Raw genomic sequence first — 19,169 nt, 5'->3', positions numbered from 1 at the left:
CACCATGGACCCGTGGGTGAGCGACAGGACACGGCACGGTTGACCGCGTGGGTGCACGGTGCGGTGCAGGGGGTCGGGTTCCGCTGGTGGACCCGCGGCAGGGCGCTCGAACTCGGCCTCGTGGGCAGCGCGACCAACCTGTCCGACGGCCGGGTGCAGGTCGTCGCGGAGGGTCCGAAGGACGCCTGCGCGGAACTGCTCGCCCGGCTGCGGGGCGGTGAGACCCCGGGCAGGGTCGATCACGTCGCCGAGCTGTGGGCCGAGCCCAAGGGCGGTCTGACCGACTTCGTGGAACGCTGATCAACAGCGCTCACCAACAGCGTTCACCAATAACGCTGCACGGATCGCGCTCGTGTGACGGGTGTGACGGCTGCGCCGCAGGGGATGGGCGAGGCTGAAGTGGCAGGTCGGCGAGCGATCGAGCTCGGCCACGCCCGGGCGTCGTCCCACGGCTGGTGAGAGCCGCCGGGTAGCATCTGCCGATTGAATTCCCCGCCTCGTGAAGGAAAGGTCGACGCCGCGTGTACCTCAAGAGCCTGACGCTCAAAGGCTTCAAGTCGTTCGCGTCGGCGACCACGTTGCGGTTCGAACCCGGCATCACGTGCGTGGTCGGCCCGAACGGCTCCGGTAAGTCGAACGTCCTCGACGCGCTGCGGTGGGTGATGGGCACCCAGGGCGCCAAGGACCTGCGGGGCGGGAAGATGGAGGACGTCATCTTCGCCGGCACCGCGGGACGCGCCCCGCTCGGCCGCGCCGAGGTGACGTTGACGATCGACAACTCCGACGGCGCGTTGCCCATCGAGTACTCCGAGGTGTCGATCACGCGCCGCATGTTCCGCGACGGCGCCAGCGAGTACGAGATCAACGGCTCCGGCTGCAGGCTGCTCGACATCCAGGAACTGCTGTCCGACTCGGGTATCGGCCGCGAGATGCACGTCATCGTGGGTCAGGGCCAGCTGTCCGAGATCCTGCAGGCCAAACCGGAGGACCGGCGCGCGTTCATCGAGGAGGCCGCGGGCGTCCTCAAGCACCGCAAGCGCAAGGAGAAGGCCCTCCGCAAGCTCAACGCGATGCAGGGCAACCTCGACCGGCTGAACGACCTCACCACCGAGTTGCGGCGCCAGCTCAAGCCGCTCGGCAAGCAGGCCGAGATCGCCCGTAAGGCCCAGACGGTGCAGTCCGAGCTGCGGGACGCGAAGCTGCGCCTCTACGCCGACGATCTGGTGACCCAGCGCGAGGCCATCGCCAAGGAGGAGGCCGACGAGAACGCGGCTCGTGCCCGGCGTGCGGAGGTGGAGCAGGCGCTCGAAGTGGTCAGCTCCGAGCAGGCCGACCTGGAGCACTCGCTGGCCGAGGACGCGCCGATGCTGCAGAGCGCCCAGGACACCTGGTACAAGCTCTCGTCGCTGGCCGAACGCCTGCGCGGCACCGTGCGGCTCGCCGTGGAACGCCAGCGGCACCTGTCGGCCGAGGTCGAGACGCAGGGCAGTGGCCGCGACCCCGAGGAGCTCGTCGCCGAGGCCGAGGAGGCGGCTGCGCGCGAGGAGGAGCTCAACGAGGCCGTCACCGAGGCCAGGTCGGTATTGGCCGAGGCGACCGAACGGCGCGAACATCTCGAGCGCGTGGTGCAGGAGGCCGAACGCGCCCACATGGCCGCGGTCAGGGCGATCGCGGACCGGCGGGAGGGCATTGCGAAGCTCTCCGGCCAGGTCGAGGCTCTGCGCAGCAAGAACAACGCCACGGCCGACGAGGTCGAGCGGCTGACGGCGGGTATCGAGGAGGCCGAGGCCAGGGCCGAGGCCGCCGCGGAGGAACTGGAGGCGGCGCGCGCGGAGGGCGGCGTCGAGGACTCCGACGACGAGGGGCTGCAGGAACGTCACCAGCGCGCGGTCGAGGCCGCCAACGCCGCCAAGCAGCGCGTGGACGAGCTCGTCAAGGCCGAACGCAGTGCCGAGCGGGACATCGCGTCCGAGAAGGCGCGGGTGGACGCGCTGTCGATGGGACTCAGCCGCAAGGACGGTGCGGGGGCGCTGCTCGGTGCCTCCGACGAACTGCCGGGGCTGCTCGGCTCGGTGGCCGCGCTGCTCACGGTCGAGACCGGGTTCGAGGTCGCGCTGGCCGCCGCGCTCGGTCCGGTCGCCGACGCCGTGGCCGTGTCCGCGGGCGAAGACGCCCTCGCGGCGCTGACGTACCTGAAGAACAACGAATCGGGCCGCGCAGGGCTGCTGCTGGGTGGCGCGCGTTCCGACGTCGACCCGTCTGCGTGGCCTGCGCTGCCCGGCGGGGCGCGATGGGCCAGGGAGGTCGTCACCGCGCCGGAGGCCCTGCGCCCCGCGGTGGAACGGGCGCTCGAGCAGGTGGCCGTCGTCGACCGGCTCGACGACGCGCGTGCCCTCGTGGCCGCCCACCCTGGCGTGACGGCGGTGACCAAGGAGGGCGACGTCCTCGGTGACCACTGGGCCGTCGGCGGGTCGGCCAAGGACGAGAGCGTCATCGAGGTGCAGGCCGCGGTCGACGAGGCGCAGGACCGCCTTGCCGCGGCCGAGCGCGCACTCGAACGCGCCTCCGCCGAACTCGAAGGTGCGCGCGCCGACCAGGAGGACCGTCAGGCCGAGGTGACGGCAGCCAAGGAGGCGTTGAACGAGGCGAAGGTCCGCAAGGCACGTTCGACCGAGCGGCTCAGCAGCCTGGAGCAGACCGCACGGTCCGCCGAGTCGGAGGTGGACCGGCTCCGCAACCAGCGCGCCAAGGTCGAGCAGAGCCGCGAGGACGTGCTGGCTCAGCTGGCCGAGCTGGAGGACCGGCTCGCCGCAGTGTCCGAGCAGCCCGTCGAGGAGGACCCGGACACCTCCGAACGGGACGAGGCGGCCGAGTCACTCACCGAGGTGCGGCAGGAAGAGGTCGACGCGCGGCTGGCGTTGCGTACCGCGGAGGAACGGGCGCGGAGCATCGCGGGCAAGTCCGACGCCCTGCTGAGGGAGGCCGAGGCCGAACGGCTGGCGCGGGAGCGTGCCGAGCAGGCGCGCATCGCGCGGGAACGTGGTGCCGCCGTCGCCGAGGCCGTCGTGAACGGCGGCGAGGTCGCGCTCGAACGCATCGAGACGTCGCTGCAGCGCGCGGCGGCCGAACGGGACGCGATCAAGGCCCGGCGTGAGGAACGCGAGACCGCACTGACGCAGGTGCGCGGCAAGGTCAAGGAGCTGACCGGCGAGCTGGAGAAGCTCACCGACGCCGTGCACCGGGACGAGGTCGCGCGTGCCGAACAGCGGCTGCGCCTCGAACAGCTCGAGGCCAAGATCACCGAGGAGTTCGGGATCGGCCTCGACGACCTCGTCAGCGAGTACGGGCCGCACGTGGACGTGCCACCCGGCGCGGGCGAGCTCGCCGAGTACGAGGCGGCCAAGGAACGCGGCGAGACGGTGTCCGAACCGCAGCCGATCCCGTACGACCGGCCGACGCAGGAGCGCAGGGCCAAACGGGCCGAGAAGGATCTCGCGCAGCTGGGCAAGGTGAACCCGCTCGCGCTCGAGGAGTTCGCGGCACTCGAGGAGCGCTACAAGTTCCTGTCGACCCAGCTCGAGGACCTGAAGGAGACCCGCAAGGATCTGCTGACGGTCATCAAGGAGGTCGACGACAAGATCCTCGAGGTGTTCACGAGCGCCTACCAGGACGTCGCGCGGGAGTTCGAGACCGTGTTCTCGGTGCTGTTCCCCGGCGGCGAGGGGCGCATGGTGCTCACCGAGCCCGAGGACATGCTCGCCACCGGCGTCGACGTCGAGGCGCGTCCGCCGGGCAAGAAGGTCAAGCGACTGTCGCTGCTGTCCGGTGGGGAGAAGTCGCTCGTGGCCGTGGCGATGCTGGTGGCGATCTTCCGCGCCCGGCCTTCGCCGTTCTACGTGATGGACGAGGTCGAGGCCGCGCTCGACGACACCAACATGCGCAGGCTCATCGGGCTGATGGAGCAGCTGCGGGACAACTCGCAGCTGATCATCATCACCCACCAGAAGCCGACCATGGAGATCGCCGACGCGCTCTACGGCGTGAGCATGCAGGGCGACGGCATCACCAAGGTCATCTCGCAGCGCATGCGCACCGACACCGGTCAGCCCGAACTTCGACCCGACGAGGAAGCACAGGCCGAACCCATCGAGGCGTGACCGGTCCGACCGTCGGCTCGGCGGGCTGCACGGAAAAGGCCGGCAGGCGGTTTCCCGCCTGCCGGCCTTCGCCGTATCGGTAGCGGTCTGCCTCAGACCGGCTCCTCCTCCTTGGCCGGCTCGACGGTGCGCGGGTCGGGACCGCGGTGGCGCAGCGACAGCAGACCGCCCACCACGAGCGTCACGACGACACCGATCGGCACGTACCAGGGGAACGCCAGCGGCAGGGCCTCACCGTCGACGGTGAACTCGACGCCGAGGACGAACACCGCCGACACCGCGATCGTGCAGACGAACGCGATGAGCGCGTCGAGCTGGCGCGCCTTCTTCACCAGCATTCCGAGGAAGAACGCGCCGAGCAGCGCGCCGTAGGTGTAGCTCGCGATGCTCAGTCCCAGCTCGACGACAGGGGTGTCGCTGCTGGTGAACATCGACGCGAACACGACGAACACCACGGCCCAGACCAGCGTCCACAGCTTGGCCTGCTTGAGCAGAACGGTGTCGGGGATCTTCTTCTTGGTGAACCGTTCGTAGAGGTCGGCGATCGTCGAGGTCGACAGCGAGTTCAGCGACGACGAGATGGTCGACATCGCGGCGGCCAGGATGCCGGCGATCAGGAGGCCGGACAGGCCCGCAGGCAGCTCGTTGATGATGTACGAGGCGAACAGGTCGTCCGGGTTGCTCAAGCCCATGTCTTCCGGGCTCTGGCCGTCGTAGAACGACCAGAGCAGCGCGCCGACCAGCAGGAAGATGGCGAACTGGATGAACACCACGACACCGCTGGCGATCACGGCCTTCTGGCTGTCCCGCACGTCCTTGCAGGCCAGCAGGCGCTGCACCATCAGCTGGTCCGCACCGTGCGAGGCCATGGCGAACAGCGCACCGCCGACGACCGCGGTGACGAACGCGTACTGGTCGGTGATGATGTCGGAGCCGAACTCGAACAGCTGGAACTTGCCCTCGTCGGCCAGCTGGCCGAACCAGCCGCTCGGCAGCTCGCCGATCAGCACGAAGATCGCGACGATGGCCCCGGCGACGTAGATGCCCATCTGCACCACGTCGACCCAGATGACGGCGCGGATGCCGCCGAAGTAGGTGTAGATGACGGCGACCAGTGCGATCGCGGCGATGATGACCCAGTACGAGACGTCCAGCCCCAGCCCGTCGAGGACGAGCTTGACCGGGATGGCCGTGGCGAACAGCCGCACACCGTCGGCCAGCAGCCGCGTGACGAGGAACGTCACGGACGCCGTGCCCTGCAGCGCGCCGCCGAAGCGCTTGCCGAGGAAGCCGTAGGCGCTCACCAGATTGCCCGCGTAGTACTTCGGCAACAGCACGAACGCCACGATGACGCGGCCGATGAGGTAACCGATCGCGAGCTGCAGGTACGTGATGTTGCCGAGGTAGGCCACCGTCGGGACGCTGAGCACGGTCAGCGTCGACGTCTCGGTGGCCACCACCGAGAAGGTCACCGCCCACCACGGCACCTTCCTGCTGCCGACGAAGTAGTCGTTCGACGACTTCTGTTTGCCGCCCAGCAGGATTCCCAGGATGGGTGTTCCCACCAGGAAGATCGCGATGATCGCGAGGTCCAGTGCGCGCATTGGTCTCTCCTACCGTGTCTCGCGCGGGTTGGCCACCCTCAGCCGCGAAATCGGCGACGTTGGTGGGGTCGGGAGGGCGAGCGGTCGCTCACCGGGGGTGATGCTGCCGAGGACCCGGGGCCCGTCGGCACCCGTCGCGCTCGGCACGGTGCCCGCGAGGCCGTGCCAGGACAGCCAGCCCAGCACCGCGGTCAGATACGCCTCCTTGGCATCGGGCGGCAGGCCCAGTTCGTCGCTCGTCCGCACGGTCAGCCGGGCCGCGAGCGAGCGCATCAGCGTCGGATTGCGGACGCCGCCGCCGGATGCGTACACGGTCGTCGCGCCGTGCCGGGCGCACGCGTCGGCGATCGTCACTGCGGTGAGCTCGGTGAGGGTGGCCAGCAGGTCGGTGTCGTCGACGGCGGGGAGGCCGGAGAGCGCGTCGTCCAGGTACGCGCGGTGGAAGTGCTCCTTGCCCGTGGTCTTCGGCGGTGCGGCCGCGTAGTACGGGTCGGCCAGGAGTGTGTCCAGCAGGTCGTGGCGGACACGTCCTCGCGCGGCGAGCGCGCCGTCGACGTCACTGTGCTGGGCACCGCCGGTGACCTGTGCGGCGGCCAGGTCGAGCAGGGCGTTGCCCGGTCCGGTGTCGTAGGCGACCACGTCGGGCGTATCGGGCGGGACCACCGTGATGTTGCTGATCCCGCCGATGTTCAGGGCGACCGCCGGGGCACCTTCGGCGTCGGCGACCGTGCGCAGCAGCAAGGTGTCGAGCGTGCTCGCCAGCGGTGCTCCGTGACCTCCCGCGGCGACGTCGCGCACGCGCAGGTCCGACACCACGGGGCGGCCGGTGCGCTCGGCGATCCACGCGGGCTGGCCGATCTGCAGGGTGCCCAGCGCGCGGCCATCGGAGATCCAGTGGAAGACGGTCTGCCCGAGCGAGGCGACGACGTCGACCGCTCCGTCCTGCTGCTCGGCGTACGTGACGGCGTCGGCGAACGCCTGGCCGACCCGCGTGTCGAGCTTGGCCAGCTGTTCGGCACTGCACGCGGCCGGGGGAAGGGCGGCGAGCAGGTCGGCGCGGAGATCGTCGGGATATGGGCGTTCCCACTGGCCGCGCGGCGTGAGGACGAGGTCGCCGGAGGCCGGGTCGACGGTCATCTCGGCGATGGCGACGTCGATGCCGTCCACGGACGTGCCGGAGAGCAACCCGGCAACACGGAGCGAAGGGGACACGAGAGTGGTCTAGTCCAATCAGTTGATGTGCGCAACACGTTCGGTGGGATTCTGGCTGCGATGTATGCGAGACCGTTAACTTCTCACGCCGCGTGCCAGGGGTATACCGATCGGAGATTAGGCCAGTGGGAGGATGGCGACCGTGTCGAACACAGCCGTGATCTGGATCGTTGTCGTCGTGGCCGCCGTGCTGGTGGTCGCCCTCGTGGCGGGGCTGACGCTGCAGCGCAAGCGCAGGATCAGCCTCGAGCGCGACAGGGACAAGGAGAAGGAGGCCCCGAAGGGCGGCGGATACACCGCCGGTGGTGGCATCTCGCTCGCGCCGGGCGGTACGGCGTCCGGCTCCGCGGACACCGCTGACGCTGCCGACACCGCAAGCGCCACTCCGACGGAGGAGAAGCAGGCGGACGTGCCGGAGCCTCCGGTGCATCCCGTCGAAGAACGCACCGAGGTCGACGGTCAACCCGGGGTCGGCGACGACGCATCCGTGCCACGGGACGCGCCACGGCGGGACATCGTCGATGTCGGCCTGCCCGACACCGAGGACCAGCCTGCTGAGCAGGAACCGGCCGACACGGCTCCGGCCGGCACAGCCACAGCCCCGGCCGACACAGCTCCGGCGGCTGGGGCTCCGACCGGCACGGCCCCGGCGGAGGAGGCTCCGGGCAAGCAGGAGCCGGAGAAGCACGAGCCCGCGCCCGCTGCGGTGGAGGAGCCCGAACCCGCGGCTGGCCGTATCGAGCGGCTGCGCGGGCGGCTGTCGAAGTCGCGTTCGGCGCTCGGCCAGGGGCTGCTCGGCCTGCTGGGTGCGGGCGATTTGGATGAGGATTCGTGGGAGGAGATCGAGGACACGCTGCTCGTCGCCGACCTCGGCGCCTCGACGACCACGGAGATCGTCGAGAAGCTGCGCGAGGAGCTGTCCACTCGCGGCGTGCGCACTGCCGCCGAGGCGCGGACCGCGCTGCACGACGTGCTCACGCAGGCGTTGTGGCCGGAGGCGGACCGCTCGGTGCATGCGTTGCCGCACACGGTCGACGGTGCCAAGCAGCCGGCGGTCGTCCTGATCGCCGGCGTCAACGGCACCGGAAAGACGACGACCACGGGCAAGTTGGCGCGTGTGCTGGTCGCGCAGGGCAGGCAGGTTCTGCTCGGAGCGGCCGACACGTTCCGCGCTGCGGCCGCCGATCAGTTGGAGACCTGGTCGCAGCGGGTCGGTGCCGAGGTCGTGCGTGGCAAGGAAGGTGCGGACCCGGCGTCGGTGGCCTTTGACTCGGTCAAGCGCGGCGTGGACGCCGGGGTCGACGCGGTTCTCGTCGACACGGCGGGCCGACTGCACACCAAGACCGGCCTGATGGATGAGCTGGGCAAGGTCAAGCGCGTCGTGGAGAAGCAGGCGAAGGTCGACGAGGTGCTGCTCGTGCTCGATGCGACGACCGGTCAGAACGGCCTGGCGCAGGCGCGCGTGTTCTCCGAGGTCGTCGACGTCACCGGTGTGGTGCTCACGAAGCTCGACGGCACCGCGAAGGGCGGCATCGTCTTCCAGGTGCAGCGCGAGCTCGGTGTGCCGGTCAAGCTCGTCGGACTCGGCGAGGGGCCCGACGACCTGGCGCCGTTCGAACCGTCCGCGTTCGTCGACGCTCTGCTGGACTGACGTCCCGCCGGGCGCTGCCTGCCGGATTCAGCCGTCGCGGCGCCCGGCAACCGTGTGTTTCTGGTTGTTCGCCCTTGCGTGCTGTGGTTGTCGCTGGGGTGCTCGGTGGGGCGCCGAGGAGGAAGTCCGAACGGGGTCCCTGCCTGCCCCACGTCCCGACCCGCCGACCCGCCGACCGCCGGCCGGGTCACCCATGAGGAGGACGCACCGTGTCCCGTCTTGCCGGCGTCGTCGCCCTGCCCGCCGTCCTCACCGTGCTGGGGTTGTCCGCGTGCTCGGTCGAGGTGTCCGTGGGTTCGACCATCGGCAAGGACGAGGTGGCCGAGCAGGCGATGGGTGTGCTGTCCGAGAAAGGCCAGCGGCCGAAGGACGTCACGTGTCCGGAGGACGTCGACGCCGAGGTCGACGCCAAGACCACGTGCACAGCGACTGCCGAGGACGGCACCGAGTACGACGTGAACGTCACCGTCACCGAGGTCGGAGACAACGACCGGGCCAAGCTCGACGTCGTTGCCCGGGACGCGCCGGCGACGGGGGAGATCGACAAGGCGGGGCTCGAGCAGGCGGCAGGCCAGATGCTCAGCCAGCAGCTGCGGCGGGATGTCGGCACCGTGAGCTGTCCCGAGAGTGTCGCGGCCGAGGTCGGCGCACAGACGCGATGCGTGCTCACCAACCCGCAGGGCACGCGCTTCGGTGTGACGATCAGGGTGACCGAAGCTGATCCGGAATCGGGCAACGTCAATATCTACGCGAAGGTCGACGGTCAGCCGCTCGAAGGCGAGCTGTGATTCACGGCCGAATCCATCGCCGCCGGCGGACGGTGCCTTGTTTTCGACCGTGAACCCCCGCATGGTCGTCGGCACCGGACTCTCCGGACGATGTGGTTCTTTCGGGTGATATTCGCGGTTCGGTCGGCGCACGCGAAGATCGAATACGACACCATCGCGCGGGGATATTCACTGGGGTGCAGTAAGAAGCGCCCCGGGATCTCGGGGGAGGGGTCTCGTGGAGGGTTCAACGCCCTATTCGATAGCTTGCAACAGGCCGCGGGCACGATCGACGATGTCGTGACTGATGTCCTGAATGGACCGTGGCACGGTCCGAGTGGCGATTACGGCCATCCTGGTGTGCAAGGCAGCTGGGCCGCCTTCATTGAAGAAGCCAGGCGCGACGTGCAGCGTTTGCCTGAGGTGGCGATGGAGCGTGGCGACCAGCTACGTTCTGCCGCCTCGCGGTACATCGAGAGTGACGCGGAGACCACCGCGGCCATTGGGAAGATCGGTGGCTCGTTGCAGAGCAGCGGACTCGGTGGCGGTATCGCGATCGGCGCGAATGCCGGCGCATTCGGCGACGAAGGCATCGTCGCAGGTGGATTGACTGGCGGAATTCGCGACATTCTCGACGGCGGCGACGCTGGGTCGGGCACGGTCGAAGCGCAGGAAGGCATACCCGGAGGGGGCTTCACCGGCGGGCTGTCGGCGGAGACTAAGGCGGAAGCCGTCGAGCAGCACACGGCTGGCGCGAACGAAGAGATTCCCGGTGGTGGCTTCACCGGTGGCGTCATGCCCGAGGCGAAGGAATCCGCCGTGACTGAGGAAGCGTCCGGCGCGGGCACGGACGGAGTCATGAGCCCGGAGACAGCGCGTCGTCTGGCTGGCAGCGATGCGGCTTCGGCCGACACCGGGGATGTGGAGTTCTGATGGCGGAGCTAGGGCAAACCACAAATCCCCGAGAGCTGATCCCGGGCAGCCCCGAGTCGATCGCAGCGGATCTTCGGTCGCTGGTTGCGAACATTGACAAGGTCGGTCGAGCTGGTAGCGAGCTACAGAGCGTCGATCCCGGTGATTGGACCGGGGATGCGGCGTCGACGTTCCGTCAAGAGTTCGGTCTCGAACCACCTCGGTGGTTCGAGACCATCGCGGGCTTCGACCGTAGAGGCCATGCGCTCGCCGAGTATGCCGAGTATCTGAACTGGGGGCACGGCGAGGCGCAGCGCGCAATCGAGATGTACCTACAAGCCCAGGCGGCGACGCGGGCGGCGACGGCGCAGCACAACAACGCAGTCCAGGCCGCTGCGTCAGGTGGAGGCGCTCCGCCAGGGTCTTTCCAGGATCCCGGCGCGGGGCTGGCGCAGGAAGCTCAGCTGGTCTTGAACAACGCGCGGGTGAAGGTTTCCGAGGCCGGCGATCGCGCCGCGAGAGGTGAGACCAGCGAGGACGAGGGCCGGCTTCGCGATCGAAGGTTCGGTAATCAGAATCGCGACGACGACGCAAAAGGCCGGATCGACCACGGTCGTGCAGGTCGGAGCTATCGATACGGGAACGGTGATGTCTCGGACGGAATGCTCCACGACAAGACGAAGGCCGTTCTCGAAGATCTCGGCGTCGATGTCAACGAGGAGACATACGAGGCCGAGGCAGGTGTGGCCTTTCTGGAGGGTGAGCTCGGCGGGGACTACAAGTCGGGGATTTTCTCCGGTGAGGGAAGCATGTCGGGGGGAATCCTCGGGGCCAACGCCGATGCCACCTTTACCAGCAGCAACCTGGGCGTCTCCGCAGGTGCATCGGCGGAGGCATACCTGGCGAAAGGTGGCCTCAGCGGAGAACAGCGGATAGGGGACCACGTCGCGGTATCGGGCAACGCCGAGGGCTTTGCCGGTGGAAAAGCGGATGCCGGATTCTCAGCTGGTGCTACCGGTGTCAACGCGAATGCCAGTGCGTTCGCGGGTGGTGAGGTGAGCGCCGATATCGGGGCCGAGGTCGGCGGTGTCAAGGGCGGTGTGGAAGTAGGAGCACGCGCCGGTATTGGTGCCGAAGCCGACGCCCAGTTCGGTATGGGCGAGGATGGGAAGTTTCACATTGGTGCGAGTTTCGGGGCGTCCCTGGGGATCGGTGGGACCCTTGGCTTCGAGTTCGCCGTTGACCCGAGCGGCGTTGTCGATTTCGCGAAGGACGCCGGTGGTTTCGTTGCCGATACGGCGGAAACCGTGGCAAACGCCGCCAGTGATGCCGTCGATACGGCTGGTGACGTAGCAGGTAACGTGGCCGAAGGAATCGGCAACACTGTCAGCGGTGCTCTCGACGCGGTGGGATTGTGAGGACAATGGCTGCAACACTGCCCGTGCCCATCGAGTTTTCGTTGCCTGATGGCTGGACGTCTGCGGACCCGGACGAGGTCAACGCCGGCGAGGTCGCGTTTATCGCGTTCAGCCGTGCCGCTGCAGGTGACCGATTTGCCGCGAACATCACGATCAACTCGGAGGTGTGCACGGAGTTCGACGGGCTGGTGAGTGTCGCCGATGGGCTGGTCGAGAAGCTAGGCGCGGCGGCTGGTGAGATCAAGCGCGGAAAGCGCGACGAGTCGACGACGTCGAACGGGCCGGTGCTGGCGCAGGTCGTTCGGTTTCCGTTGTCCTTACCGAGTGGCGAGCGGGTGTCCGTTGTCCAGTATCAGGTACTGATGGCGCTGCAGAGTTCTAATAGCGGCCGTTCCAGTGTCGTGCTGCATTTCACGTTGAGCGCACTTCCTGATCGGTTCGTGCAGTTGCTCCCCGACTTCCGGGCATTCATCGAGACCGTTCGCTTCGAAACGGGTCGGTGAAACCATGCATCCGATGTGGGGCGTGGCGATAGCAGTCGGCGGGATTCTGCTGATGGGCCTGGGGTTGTGGGCCATGATGCGGCTTCTGCGCAACCAGAACTCGGCCGCGGAGACCGACGTCGAGTCACGTCTCGCGGTCGAGGCCTCTCGGCGCGGGTGGGTTGTCGATGGCAACCCGAAGCAGGCGCTCCAGCTGTACAACCAGGCTTGTCTGCAGCAATACGAACTGCCTCGCCGACAGTCGCTTCGCGGTCCGGCGAAGGCGATCTCAGCCACAGCGGTGATCAGTGGGCAACACCGGGGGCGCTTCTTCGTGGCCGGAAAGTTCGAGGTGCTGACGACGGACGGGCGACGTACTCCGGATGACCGAGTCTGGGTGATGGTCCCCGGATACGGCGGAGTGCTCGAGATGCACAGGAGTGACGGGCTGTCGGCGACGGTCAATACGGCGCTCGGCTGGAACAATTTCCGAACCGGCAACTCGGACGTGGACCGGAAGTTTGAGATCGTCACGACGGATCAGAACTTCGCGCAGATCTTTGTCAATCCTGCCGTTGTGGATTACATCCTGGCGCAGGGCAGATCGATAGATCGTGTGTCGATGCTCGGCAACCAGATCTTCACCGGTCGCTACGAAGGTACCTACCGTGACCCGGACAACTTGGTGAGGTATCTGGACATGTGCTGCGACATCGTGGATCGGGTTCCGGAGACCGCGTGGTCCGGCGCAGCGCGGCAGTACTGAACGACGCTGTGAGAGAACCGCAGGAACGGTGACCGAGGGGTGAGCGTGAGCGAGTACGCGAGTCAGCTGGTCCGGCGCATCGAGGGTGTCGAAGCCATGGCGGCCGGCAACGTGCGCAGAGCCGAGTCGTATCGACAGCTCGAAGAAGAGCTGAAAGAGGCGCGGGCCGAGGTGAGTTCCCCTGACGGCCTTGTGACCGTCGTGGCAGGGCCCGGCGGCGAGATCCGGGACATCACGTTCTCGTCCGCGGTCTCCGCGACGTCACCGGCCACGTTGTCGGTCACTGCACGACAGACGATCGCTGCCGCGGTAGCAGAAGTGGCCCGGTTGCAGGCCGAGGTCGTGCGTAGAGGTCTCGGCGACACTGCTGCGCTGAACGCGGTGACCGCGGCCGATACGCGGTTGTTCGGTGGCCCGCAGCTCTCGCCGGACGCGGCGCCGCCCGTGCGGCGTAGCGTGCCACGTCCAGCGACCGGTCAACCGTATCCGGAAGAGGACTTCGAGAACCTGGACTTCTTCCAGGGTGGCACGGACAACCAGAGGTAGGCGGATGCGACGGGCACTGACGGCAACGGTGATGTGCGCGGCGATCGTGCTCGCCGGATGTTCGGCCGAGGAGGAGGGCCAGGCCGGTCCGGCATCATCGGCCTCCGACACCGCGTCTTCCACGGCTGCCGCGCCTTCCGGCAACTCCACCGACTCGAGTAGTAGCACTGCAGATTCCGGAAACACCACGGACGCCGGTGGCACGACGACCATCTCCGCGCTCCCCGTGCCGTTGTCGGTCACGGTCCCTGAGGGGTGGAGTTCCGTGGACCCGGCTCAGCTGGGTGTGGAGAACGCCGCCTGGGCAGGTCTGCAGGATGCGTCGCGGGCCGAGGCGTTCGCCACGAACATCCTCGTAGAGGGGCTTGTTGTCGACGGCTCCACGACGCTGACCGCGTTGGCAGACCAGCAGTTCAGAAGTGTCGGCGGTACGAACGTCAAGCTGAGCAAGCGCGAGGAAGGCGGCTCGGGTCGGGCGAAGTCGCTCACCCAGGTGATTCGGTCGACTCAGACCGTGAACGGCAGGCAGCTGGACATCGCGGTGATCCAGGTGCTGTTCGGGTTCCGGGACGTCGACGGTTCTGGGCGGACTGCCGTGGACCTGGCTACGTTCAGCACCACCGCCGACAAGATGTCCACCCTCGGGCCTGACTTCCAACAGTTCATCGCGTCGGTGCGGCCGCAGCTGGGCTGACGCGTCAGCTCGGCAGCTGCTTCGACAGCTGTTCCGCGGTGCGGATGACCAGGGGAGCGATACGGCCCACCGCGTCCTTCGTCAGCCTGCCCTCCGGCCCCGACACCGACACCGCGGTGGGGGTGGGGGTCCCGGGAACAGGTACGGCGATGCAGCGCACGCCCAGTTCCTGTTCGCTCTCGTCCAGCGCGTACCCCTGTTCGGCGATGTCGGCCAGGTGAGCCAGGAACCGGTCCACGTCCGTGATGGTGTGGTCGGTGTAGGCCGGCATTCCGGTGCGTCCGAGCAGTGCGCGTACCTCGTCGGAAGGGAGCCCGGCGAGGATCGCCTTGCCCACGCCCGTGCCGTGCGGCAACAACCGCCTGCCGACCTCGGTGAACATCCGCATCGAGTGTTTGGAAGGTGCCTGCGAGACGTACACGACCTCGTCGCGTTCCAGCACGGCCAGGTTGGCGGTCTCGCCCACCTCGTCGACCAGTTCCGCCAGCAGCGGACGCGCCCACGTGCCGAACTGCAGGCTGGCGTGCTCGCCCAGCCGGATCAGCCGCGCGCCGAGCGCGTAGCGCCGATTCGCGTTCTGCCGGACGTAGCCCGACGCTACGAGGGTGCGGATCAGCCGGTGGATCGTCGGCATGGGCAGGCCCGACGACGTCGCCAACTCGGACAGACTCGCCTCGCCGCCCGCATCGGCGAGTCGTTCGAGCAGCTCGAACGCCCGCTCGAGGGACTGCACTCCACCGTTCGCGGCCACCACGGCTCCTTCCGCGTGTACTGCACCGTCGCTCGCATTGAGCTTCCGTAATGTAGAAACTATAGTCCGTCATGTAAAAGACGACCCCATAGAGACGACGTTCCCTGAGGTGTTCCATGTCTGATGTTCGTGTGCTCGGCGAGGCCGTCGAGCGCGGCGACGAGGTGCTGACGCAGGAGGCGCTGGAGTTCCTGGCCGGTCTCCACGAGAACTTCGCGGCCACCCGCGACCAGCTGCTCGAGGCGCGCAAGGCCAAGCGTGAGGAGGCCAAGCGCACCGGACGGCTGGACTTCCTGCCCGAGACCAAGCAGGTCCGCGAGTCCGACTGGCAGGTCGCCGAGGCGCCGCCTGCGCTGCGCGACCGCCGGGTGGAGATCACCGGGCCGACCGAGCGCAAGATGACGATCAACGCCCTCAACTCCGGGGCCAAGGTGTGGCTCGCCGACCTCGAGGACGCGAACACGCCGCACTGGAGCAACGTCGTGAACGGGCAGATCAACCTGTCCGACGCCATCCGCGGCACCATCGAGCTCGACTCGAACGGCAAGCACTACGCGCTGCGCGACGACGTCGAGCACGCCACGATCGTCGTCCGCCCGCGCGGCTGGCACCTCGACGAGCGGAACCTGGAGTTCAACGGCCGCAAGGGGGTCGGCGCGCTCGTCGACTTCGGCCTGCACTTCTTCCACAACGCGAAGGAACTGCTCTCGCGCGGCAAGGGCCCGTACTACTACCTGCCGAAGATGGAGAGCCACCTCGAGGCGCGTCTGTGGAACGACGTGTTCACCTACGCGGAGAAGACCCTCGGCGTCCAGCACGGCACCGTCCGCGCCACGGTGCTGATCGAGACCATCCCGGCCGCGTTCGAGATGGAGGAGATCCTCTACGAACTCCGCGAGCACGCCTCGGGTCTGAACGCGGGTCGTTGGGACTACCTGTTCAGCGTCATCAAGTACTTCCGCGACGCCGGTGAGAAGTTCGTGCTGCCGGACCGCAACGCCGTCACCATGACCGCGCCGTTCATGCGCGCCTACACCGAGCTGCTCGTGCGCACCTGCCACAAGCGCGGCGCGTTCGCGATCGGCGGCATGGCCGCGCAGATCCCGAGCAAGGACCCCGAGGTCGCCGAGAACGCCTCGAAGAAGGTGCACGCCGACAAGTCGCGTGAGGCAGGCGACGGCTTCGACGGCTCGTGGGTCGCGCACCCGGGCATGGTCGAGCTCTGCAAGGAGGAGTTCGACAAGGTCCTCGGCGACAAGCCCAACCAGCTCGACCGGCTCCGCGAGGACGTCTCGGTGACGGCCGACCAGCTGCTCGACGTCGCCGCCACCGACGCCCAGTGCACGAAGGAGGGCCTGCGCGGTGCCGTCGACGTCGGTGTCCGCTACATCGCCTCCTGGCTGGGCGGCAACGGCGCGGCCGGTATCCACAACCTCATGGAGGACGCCGCCACCGCGGAGATCTCGCGCTCGCAGGTGTGGCAGTGGGTGCAGAACAGCGTCGTGCTCGCCGACTCCGGTGAAACCGTGACCCGCGACCTCGTCCGTTCGCTGCTCGACGAGGTCAAGGGCCAGCTCGGCGGCGAGGTCAAGCCGGAGCTGCTGCAGCCGGCCGTGGAGCTGTTCGAGGAGGTCGCGCTCGCCGACGAGTTCGTCGACTTCCTCACGCTGCCCGCCTACGAGCGGATCAAGTAATGGCAGCCGGTCGGCTCACCGAGGACGTCTACGCGCGCATCGACGCCTCGCTCGCCGTGGCCGACGCGCGCGTGGCCGCCACCTATCCCGGTGAGCCGACCGGACGCCAACCCGTGCACACCGTGTACGTGCCCGCGGGGCGATTCCACGCCGACCTGGTCGGCGAGTGGGGCGCCGCCGCTCTCGACGTGCTCGCCACGGGCGAGCTCGACGCCCCCGACGACGTGCTCACCCGCGTGCGCACCAAACTCACCACCGAGCCGATCGAGGATCTGCGGATCGACTTCGAGGACGGCTACGGCAACCCCGGCGACGACGTCGAGGACGCCGAAGCCGTGCGCTGTGCCCGCGAACTCGCCTCCCGGACCGTCGCACCGTTCTGCGGCATCCGGTTCAAGAGCTTCGAACTCGCCACCCGCAGGCGCGGGATGCGCACCCTCGACGTGTTCCTCGAGGCGCTCGGCGGGCCGCCGCCCGCCGGGTTCGTGGTGACGCTTCCGAAGGTGACCGACGTCGACCAGGTCTCGGCGGCCGCCGACGTGCTCGCCGAACTGGAGAAGGCCAACGGCCTCGCGGTCGGGACACTCCGGTTCGAAGTGCAGGTCGAGACCACCCAGTCGGTCCTGTCGCACGACGGCACCGTGGCGCTGCCGTCGATCCTGCGTGCTGCCGACGGCCGTTGCAGCGGCCTGCACTTCGGCACCTACGACTACAGCGCCGGTCTCGGCATCGCGGGCGCCTACCAGAGCATGGACCACCCGGCCGCCGACTTCGCCAAGCAGTTCATGCAGGTCGCCGCCGCGGGCAGGGGAGTGCGGCTCTCCGACGGCTCCACCAACCGCCTTCCCGTCGGCGGCGTCGACACCGTGCGGGCGGCGTGGGCCGAACATGCACGGCTCGTGCGACGCTCCCTCGAACGCGGCTTCTACCAGGGATGGGACCTGCACCCCCACCAACTTCCCAGCCGCTTCGCCGCCACCTACGGCTTCTTCCGCGAGAATCTCCCCTCCGCACTCGCCCGACTCGACGCCTACGTCGGCGCCGTCGACGGCGGCGTGCTCGACGAACCAGCCACCGCCCAGGCCCTGGCGACGTACGTGCTCCGCGGCCTCGACTGCGGAGCCGTCGACGAGACCGAACTCGGCCAACTCGGCAACATCGACCGTCGCACATTGGCCCGATTGGCAGCCCGAGCCGGCTGACCCGTGTCGCGGTCTCAGGGCCGCGTGTTGCGGATGCAGGGGCCCGTGTTGCGGGTTCAGGGGTCCGTGTTGCGGGTTCAGGGGTCCGTGTTGCGGTTTCGGGGGCGCGTGTTGCGAGCCCGGGAGTTCGTGTTGCGGCTCGCGGGTGAAATTGCAGCTCCGGGCTCGTGGCGTGACTGGGTGCCGTGTTGCGGATGCAGGGACATCGTGTTGCGGGTTACGGGGGGCTCGCCCGGGGACGACACGAGTCCCCGGACCCGCAAAACCAGCCCCCGAATTCACCACACACGCCCACAGAGCCACAACACGCGCACCGGAATCCGCAACACGGGCCCCCAGGACCACAACACGCGCACCGGAATCCGCAACACGGGCGGGTTTGGCGGGGGTGGCTGTTCGGCCGGTGACGAAGGCGTGCCGGTCGTCGACGACGAAACGTCTACCCTGGCCGGCATGGTGCTCGATCTCAACAGCGACCTCGGCGAAGGCTTCGGCATCTGGCCGCTCACCGACGACGACGCCCTGCTCGACGTCGTGACCAGTGCCAACGTCGCATGTGGATTCCACGCAGGCGACCCCACCGTGCTGCGCCGCGTCACCGAACGCTCCGCCGAACGCGGCGTGGCCATCGGCGCGCAGGTCGGCTACCGCGACCTCGCCGGCTTCGGCAGGCGCTTCATCGACGTCGACCCGGCCGAACTGGTCAACGACGTCATCTACCAGATCGGTGCACTCGACGGATTCGCACGCATCGCCGGCACCCGCGTGCGTTACGTCAAACCCCACGGCGCCCTGTACAACACCGTCGCCCACCACACGGCACAAGCCGAAGCCGTCGTCGACGCCGTCCGCCGCTACGACCCCACGCTGCCCATCCTCGGACTGCCCGGGTCCGAACTCCTCCGACTCGCCGACGAGGCGAACCTGCCCACCGTCGCCGAAGCCTTCGCCGACCGCGCCTACACGCCCGAAGGCCGCCTCGTCTCCCGCCGCGAACCCGGCGCCGTCATCCACGACGCCGACACGGTCGTCGCGCGCAGCGTGCGCATGGCCACCGACGGCACGGTCACCGCGATCGACGGAACCGACATCGACGCACGCCCACGGTCCCTGTGCCTCCACGGCGACACCGCAGGCGCCGTCGACCTCGCCCGGCGCGTCCGAACAGGACTCCTAGACGCCGGCGTCGAACTCGCACCCTTCGCATAACCGCCGACGGCGGGGGCTCGTCGCCCTCAGGCGTCTCGACCGTGATGGCCGCCGCGACGTCCGGAGCGCCAGGCCGACACAGCCATCACTACGCCCGCGCAGAC

The 19,169-nt window shown here is 68.5% G+C and carries 16 protein-coding genes; 13 read left to right on the top strand and 3 right to left on the bottom strand.

What is annotated here, in order from left to right; translation table 11 throughout:
- Window positions 1–12 precede the first annotated feature (12 nt).
- Together IF64_RS0107340 and smc are read left to right on the top strand one after the other, a co-directional pair.
- On the top strand, window positions 13–300 hold the full coding sequence (locus IF64_RS0107340) for an acylphosphatase (RefSeq protein ID WP_030531265.1): 288 nt from the start codon (window positions 13–15) through the stop codon (window positions 298–300).
- A 221-nt stretch (window positions 301–521) separates the two neighbouring features.
- Window positions 522–4,157, top strand: coding sequence for a chromosome segregation protein SMC (smc, locus tag IF64_RS0107335; protein ID WP_030531264.1), 3,636 nt, complete (start codon window positions 522–524; stop codon window positions 4,155–4,157).
- A 92-nt stretch (window positions 4,158–4,249) separates the two neighbouring features.
- Here the strand turns inward: smc and IF64_RS0107330 are convergent, their stop codons facing one another.
- Both IF64_RS0107330 and IF64_RS0107325 read right to left on the bottom strand, forming a co-directional pair.
- Window positions 4,250–5,761, bottom strand: a complete 1,512-nt coding sequence (locus IF64_RS0107330) for a sodium:solute symporter (protein WP_030531263.1) — start codon at window positions 5,759–5,761, stop codon at window positions 4,250–4,252.
- A gap of 9 nt (window positions 5,762–5,770) precedes the next feature.
- Window positions 5,771–6,973: an anhydro-N-acetylmuramic acid kinase gene (locus tag IF64_RS0107325; RefSeq protein WP_030531262.1), complete on the bottom strand. Its 1,203-nt coding sequence runs from the start codon at window positions 6,971–6,973 to the stop codon at window positions 5,771–5,773.
- Window positions 6,974–7,106: 133 nt separating this feature from the next.
- Between IF64_RS0107325 and ftsY the strand changes: the two genes are divergently transcribed.
- The 8 genes from ftsY (at window position 7,107) to IF64_RS0107280 (ending at window position 14,209) form a co-directional block, all read left to right on the top strand.
- Complete coding sequence (ftsY, locus tag IF64_RS0107320) at window positions 7,107–8,624, top strand: signal recognition particle-docking protein FtsY (protein ID WP_030531261.1); 1,518 nt, start codon at window positions 7,107–7,109, stop codon at window positions 8,622–8,624.
- Between the two features lie 209 nt (window positions 8,625–8,833).
- Entirely contained in the window at window positions 8,834–9,412 is a 579-nt protein-coding gene (locus tag IF64_RS25940; protein ID WP_048808251.1) for a DUF4333 domain-containing protein, read from the top strand.
- 90 nt (window positions 9,413–9,502) lie between these two features.
- Complete coding sequence (locus IF64_RS25935; protein WP_051757541.1) at window positions 9,503–10,324, top strand: hypothetical protein; 822 nt, start codon at window positions 9,503–9,505, stop codon at window positions 10,322–10,324.
- Window positions 10,324–11,721, top strand: a complete 1,398-nt coding sequence (locus IF64_RS27050; RefSeq protein WP_048808253.1) for a putative T7SS-secreted protein — start codon at window positions 10,324–10,326, stop codon at window positions 11,719–11,721. Before IF64_RS25935 ends, IF64_RS27050 begins: the two co-directional genes overlap by 1 nt.
- Window positions 11,722–11,726: 5 nt before the next feature.
- A complete protein-coding gene (locus tag IF64_RS0107295; protein ID WP_030531256.1) occupies window positions 11,727–12,224 on the top strand; it encodes a hypothetical protein in 498 nt (165 codons plus the stop codon).
- A gap of 4 nt (window positions 12,225–12,228) precedes the next feature.
- Complete coding sequence (locus IF64_RS0107290; protein WP_030531255.1) at window positions 12,229–12,969, top strand: hypothetical protein; 741 nt, start codon at window positions 12,229–12,231, stop codon at window positions 12,967–12,969.
- Window positions 12,970–13,014: 45 nt separating this feature from the next.
- Window positions 13,015–13,515 carry a YbaB/EbfC family nucleoid-associated protein gene (locus IF64_RS25275; protein ID WP_048808254.1) on the top strand — a complete coding sequence of 167 codons (501 nt, stop codon included), beginning with the start codon at window positions 13,015–13,017 and terminating at the stop codon, window positions 13,513–13,515.
- A gap of 4 nt (window positions 13,516–13,519) precedes the next feature.
- The gene (locus tag IF64_RS0107280; RefSeq protein ID WP_030531253.1) at window positions 13,520–14,209 is read left to right on the top strand and encodes a hypothetical protein; all 690 of its coding nucleotides are present in this window, start codon (window positions 13,520–13,522) and stop codon (window positions 14,207–14,209) included.
- A gap of 4 nt (window positions 14,210–14,213) precedes the next feature.
- Here IF64_RS0107280 and IF64_RS0107275 read toward each other — a convergent pair whose 3' ends face one another.
- A complete protein-coding gene (locus tag IF64_RS0107275; protein ID WP_246134861.1) occupies window positions 14,214–14,960 on the bottom strand; it encodes an IclR family transcriptional regulator in 747 nt (248 codons plus the stop codon).
- A 116-nt stretch (window positions 14,961–15,076) separates the two neighbouring features.
- Here IF64_RS0107275 and aceB point away from each other — a divergent pair, with 116 nt between their 5' ends.
- From aceB to IF64_RS0107260, 3 genes are all read left to right on the top strand, one after another.
- Complete coding sequence (gene aceB / locus IF64_RS0107270; protein WP_030531251.1) at window positions 15,077–16,654, top strand: malate synthase A; 1,578 nt, start codon at window positions 15,077–15,079, stop codon at window positions 16,652–16,654.
- Entirely contained in the window at window positions 16,654–17,856 is a 1,203-nt protein-coding gene (locus tag IF64_RS0107265; protein ID WP_030531250.1) for a DUF6986 family protein, read from the top strand. Before aceB ends, IF64_RS0107265 begins: the two co-directional genes overlap by 1 nt.
- A 453-nt stretch (window positions 17,857–18,309) precedes the next feature.
- Window positions 18,310–19,065, top strand: coding sequence for a LamB/YcsF family protein (locus IF64_RS0107260; protein ID WP_030531249.1), 756 nt, complete (start codon window positions 18,310–18,312; stop codon window positions 19,063–19,065).
- Window positions 19,066–19,169 lie beyond the last annotated feature (104 nt).

Source organism: Prauserella rugosa, from assembly GCF_000719975.1.
Lineage (GTDB): Bacteria > Actinomycetota > Actinomycetes > Mycobacteriales > Pseudonocardiaceae > Prauserella > Prauserella rugosa.
Note: the sequence above shows the minus strand (reverse complement) of the source record. Positions and strands in the feature narration are given on the sequence as shown.

Bases quoted from the DNA above. Each gene is read 5' to 3' on its own strand.
- IF64_RS27050 (WP_048808253.1), top strand. From the start codon at position 10,324: ATGGCGGAGCTAGGGCAAACCACAAATCCCCGAGAGCTGATCCCGGGC.
- ftsY (WP_030531261.1), top strand. From the start codon at position 7,107: ATGGCGACCGTGTCGAACACAGCCGTGATCTGGATCGTTGTCGTCGTG.
- IF64_RS0107280 (WP_030531253.1), top strand. From the start codon at position 13,520: ATGCGACGGGCACTGACGGCAACGGTGATGTGCGCGGCGATCGTGCTC.
- IF64_RS0107260 (WP_030531249.1), top strand. From the start codon at position 18,310: ATGGTGCTCGATCTCAACAGCGACCTCGGCGAAGGCTTCGGCATCTGG.
- aceB (WP_030531251.1), top strand. From the start codon at position 15,077: ATGTCTGATGTTCGTGTGCTCGGCGAGGCCGTCGAGCGCGGCGACGAG.
- IF64_RS0107265 (WP_030531250.1), top strand. From the start codon at position 16,654: ATGGCAGCCGGTCGGCTCACCGAGGACGTCTACGCGCGCATCGACGCC.
- IF64_RS0107330 (WP_030531263.1), bottom strand. From the start codon at position 5,761: ATGCGCGCACTGGACCTCGCGATCATCGCGATCTTCCTGGTGGGAACA.
- IF64_RS0107295 (WP_030531256.1), top strand. From the start codon at position 11,727: ATGGCTGCAACACTGCCCGTGCCCATCGAGTTTTCGTTGCCTGATGGC.
- IF64_RS25935 (WP_051757541.1), top strand. From the start codon at position 9,503: ATGTGGTTCTTTCGGGTGATATTCGCGGTTCGGTCGGCGCACGCGAAG.
- IF64_RS0107290 (WP_030531255.1), top strand. From the start codon at position 12,229: ATGCATCCGATGTGGGGCGTGGCGATAGCAGTCGGCGGGATTCTGCTG.